This window comes from Rhodoplanes roseus (assembly GCF_003258865.1).
Taxonomy (GTDB): domain Bacteria; phylum Pseudomonadota; class Alphaproteobacteria; order Rhizobiales; family Xanthobacteraceae; genus Rhodoplanes; species Rhodoplanes roseus.
Genome location: NZ_NPEX01000406.1, coordinates 1 through 4,011, shown reverse-complemented (window position 1 = coordinate 4,011; position 4,011 = coordinate 1). Strand labels below are relative to the sequence as shown.

Genomic DNA, 4,011 nt, shown 5'->3' with positions numbered 1-4,011 from the left:
GATCATGCCGCACCGCCGCGGCCACGTCCTTCGAGACGCCCGCTGCGCGGGCTCCTCAGGACGAGGTCGCAGGCTGTGCCCGCGGCCACCCCCTCACATGTGAATCGCCCGCTTCTCCACCGCGAGGGCGGCTTCCTTGACGGCTTCGGGGAGGGTCGGGTGGGCGTGGCAGGTGCGGGCGATGTCTTCGGAGGAGGCGCCGAACTCCATCGCCACCGCGGCTTCGGCGATCATGTTGCCGGCGTCGGCGCCGAGGATGTGGACGCCGAGCACCCGGTCCGTCTTGGCGTCGGCCAGGATCTTCACGAAGCCGTCGGTCTGGCGGTTCACCTTGGCGCGGCCGTTCGCCGTGAACGGGAATTTCCCGACGTTGTAGGCGATGCCGGCGGCCTTCAGCTCCTCCTCGGTCTTGCCGACCGAGGCGAGCTCCGGCGCCGTGTAGACGACGCCCGGAATCACGTCGTAGTTCACGTGGCCGGCCTTGCCGGCCAGAATCTCGGCGACCGCGACGCCCTCGTCCTCGGCCTTGTGGGCCAGCATCGGGCCGGCGATCACGTCGCCGATGGCGTAGATGCCCGGCACGTTGGTGGCGAAATGCGCGTCCGTGATCACGCGGCCGCGCGGGTCGAGCGCGACCCCGGCCGTGTCGAGCCCGAGGCCCTGGGTGTAGGGCACGCGGCCGATGGCGATCAGCGCGACGTCGCACTCGATCGTCGCCGCCTCGCCGCCGGCGGCCGGCTCGACGGTGGCCTTCAGGCGGGCGCCCGACGTGTCGATGCCCGTCACCTTGGTCGCGAGGCGGAACGAGAAGCCCTGCTTCTGGAGGATGCGCTGGAACTGCTTCGCCACCTCGAGGTCGATGCCCGGGACGATGCGGTCCAAAAACTCGACGACCTCGACCTCGGCGCCGAGGCGGCGCCACACCGAGCCGAGCTCCAGGCCGATGACGCCGGCGCCGACGACCAGCAGCTTCTTGGGCACCTTGGGCAGCGACAGCGCGCCCGTGGACGAGACGATCCGCTGCTCGTCGATCTCGACGCCCTTGAGCGGCGCGACCTCGGAGCCGGTGGCGATGACGATCGACTTGGTCTCCAGCATCGTGGTGCCGGCCTCGCCCGTCACCTCGATCTTGCCGGGCGCCGTGATGCGGCCGGTGCCGACATGAACGTCGATCTTGTTCTTCTTCATCAGATAATCGACGCCCTTGACGTTGCCGTCGACGCCCTCGTCCTTGAACGCCATCATGGCGGCGAGATCGAGCTTCGGCTTGCCGACCTTGATGCCCATGCCCTCGAAGGCGTGGCCCGCCTCGTCGAACAGCTCGGAGGCGTGCAGCAGCGCCTTCGACGGAATGCAGCCGATGTTCAGGCAGGTGCCGCCCAGCGTCTTGCGCTTCTCGACGACGGCGGTCTTCAGTCCGAGCTGAGCCGCCCGGATGGCGCAGACATAGCCGCCGGGGCCGGTGCCGATGACGACGAGATCATAGGAGGACATCGCAAGTTTCCGTTCGGGCAAGGGACCAGAGGATCAATCAGAGGACGAGAGCGGCGAGCATCAGGCCGAGGCCGATCAGCGCGACGAGCCAGACGGCCGAGCGCACCTTCGGCACGCCGACCAGATAGAGCGGCAGATAGACCAGGCGGGCCCAGAACCACAGATGCGCGCCGATGAGGCCGAGCCCGCCGGTGCGGCCCGTGACGGCGAGCGCCAGCGCCAGGCCGACGAAGGCCGGGAAGGTCTCGAGATAGTTCTTCAGCGCCCGCTCGGCGCGGCCCGCGACCGCGCCGGTGGGCTTCCTGCCGTCGTCGCGCGGGCCGGCGTTCCAGTCGCCGCCGAGCTCCTTGGTCATGGTGCCGGACTGGATGAAGATCTGCACCACCAGCAGAACGACGCTGGCGGCCAGCAGCAGCATCTCGGCCGGAACGTTCGACGCCATGCTCAATGACTCCGTTGCAGCGCGACGCGCAGGCCGAGCCCGATCAGCACCAGACCGGTGGCGCGATTGAACCAGCGACCCGCCCGCGCGAAGGCCGCGCGCGCCGCGCCGGTGGTGAGGCAGACGGCCACGATGGTGAACCACGCCGCCAGCACCAGCGCCATCGCCACGCCGTAGCCGAACTGCAGGGCGAGCGGCGTCGTCGGCGACACGATGGTGGAGAACAGCGACACGAAGAACAGCGTCGCCTTGGGATTGAGCAGATTGGTCAGCGCGCCGATCGTGAGCGAGCGATGCAGCGGACGTGCCGCCGGATCATGCGTCCCGGGCTCCGGCAGCGACGGCGCGGGTGCGCGAAAGCTCTTGATGCCGAGCCAGATCAGATAGGCGGCGCCGGCCCATTTCACGATCGTGAAGGCGACGACCGAATGCGCGACGATCAGCCCGATGCCCAGCACCGTGTAGCCGGCATGAACCAGAATGGCCGAGCCGACGCCGATCGCGGCCAGAATGCCGGCGCGGCGGCCGTGCACGACGCTCTCGCGCATCACGCAGGCGAAGTCGGCGCCCGGCGTCACCGCCGCCACCAGGAACACCGCCATGAGGGAGAGGAACTCGGCCGTGTGGGACATTGCATGCTCTCGGGCGTCGAAACCTGGCGCCCAGCCGTGACGCCCGATGCCGGCGATTCGGTGGCTGCCCCGGCGGCGGCCGGCTCAGCTCTGCGGTCGGCCCTTGATGGCTTCCAGCAGCATCTGCGTGTTGGTGGCGAGCGTCTGGAACACCTGGTCGAAGCGGGCATCGACAGCGCGGAAGCCGTTGTCGACCTTGGTCTCGAGGTGATCCACCCGGACGTCGAGGCGGTCGAGGCGAAGGCCGTGGTAATCCGCCTTGCCGTCGAGCGCTTCGACCTTGGCGCCGACCACGTCCAACTTGGTTTCGACTCGCGCCAGCCGGTCCTGCATCAGGACCTGCTCGCTCTCGACTCGGAGCTGGTCCGAGCGCACCTGACGCAGATCAGACTGCATCTGCCGAATCTGCTCGCCGAGAAAACGCAAATCCACGTTGTCGGTCATGCCCACCTCCGTGGCCCCGGGTGCCGCAGCGATCTCATACCACGAACCCGCGGCAGGCACGACCGCTGCGTGCATCGAGGTGTCGTGCCTCACAGGTCGAGCACGAGCCGTGCCGGGTCCTCCAGGCACTCCTTGACGCGGACCAGGAACGTCACGGCCTCCTTGCCGTCGACGACGCGGTGGTCGTAGCTGAGCGCCAGATACATCATCGGGCGAATCTCGACCTTGCCGCCGATCGCGACGGGCCGCTCCTGGGTCTTGTGCATCCCGAGGATGCCGGACTGCGGCGCGTTGAGGATCGGGGTCGACATCAGCGAGCCGTAGACGCCGCCGTTGGAGATCGTGAAGGTGCCGCCCTGCATCTCCTCGATCTTGAGCTGGCCGTCGCGGGCGCGGCGGCCGAAATCGGCGATCGTCTTCTCGATCTCGGCGAGCGTCTTGCTCTGGGCGTCGCGCACCACCGGCACGACGAGACCGCGCTCGGTGCCGACGGCGACGCCGATGTGATAGAAGTTCTTGTAGATCAGGTCGGAGCCGTCGATCTCGGCGTTGACGGCCGGGACCTCGCGCAGCGCCTGCACGCAGGCGCGCGTGAAGAAGCCCATGAAGCCGAGCTTCACGCGGTGCTTCTTCTCGAACAGATCCTTGTACTGGTTGCGCATCGCGATCACGGCCGTCATGTCGACCTCGTTGAAGGTCGTCAGCATGGCGGCGGTGTTCTGCGCGTCCTTCAGGCGGCGCGCGATGGTCTGGCGCAGCTTGGTCATGCGCACGCGCTCTTCACGCGCGGCGTCGTCGGCGGGCGACGGGGCCCGCACCTGCACGGCGGAGGCGGGCTGCGGCACCGGGGTCGGCGCCGCGGCGGCGCGCTCGATCGCGGCCAGCATGTCGCCCTTGGTCACCCGGCCGTCCTTGCCGCTGCCGTCGACGCCGGCCGCCTGAACGCCGCTCTCGGCCTCGAGGCGCCGCACCGACGGGGCGAGCGTCGCGTCCTGCTTG

5 protein-coding genes are annotated in these 4,011 nt (G+C 69.0%); all 5 read right to left on the bottom strand.

Going from position 1 to position 4,011, the window contains the following annotated elements; genetic code table 11:
* Window positions 1-93: 93 nt before the first annotated feature.
* A complete protein-coding gene (gene lpdA, locus CH341_RS29115) occupies window positions 94-1,494 on the bottom strand; it encodes a dihydrolipoyl dehydrogenase (protein ID WP_111422764.1) in 1,401 nt (466 codons plus the stop codon).
* Between the two features lie 37 nt (window positions 1,495-1,531).
* A complete protein-coding gene (locus CH341_RS29110) occupies window positions 1,532-1,936 on the bottom strand; it encodes an MAPEG family protein (RefSeq protein WP_111422762.1) in 405 nt (134 codons plus the stop codon).
* A 2-nt stretch (window positions 1,937-1,938) separates the two neighbouring features.
* Window positions 1,939-2,568: a LysE family translocator gene (locus CH341_RS29105; RefSeq protein WP_111422760.1), complete on the bottom strand. Its 630-nt coding sequence runs from the start codon at window positions 2,566-2,568 to the stop codon at window positions 1,939-1,941.
* An 84-nt stretch (window positions 2,569-2,652) separates the two neighbouring features.
* The gene (locus tag CH341_RS29100) at window positions 2,653-3,012 is read right to left on the bottom strand and encodes a hypothetical protein (protein WP_111422757.1); all 360 of its coding nucleotides are present in this window, start codon (window positions 3,010-3,012) and stop codon (window positions 2,653-2,655) included.
* 89 nt (window positions 3,013-3,101) lie between these two features.
* On the bottom strand, window positions 3,102-4,011 hold a 910-nt coding region (odhB, locus tag CH341_RS29095; RefSeq protein ID WP_111422754.1), incomplete at its 5' end, for a 2-oxoglutarate dehydrogenase complex dihydrolipoyllysine-residue succinyltransferase.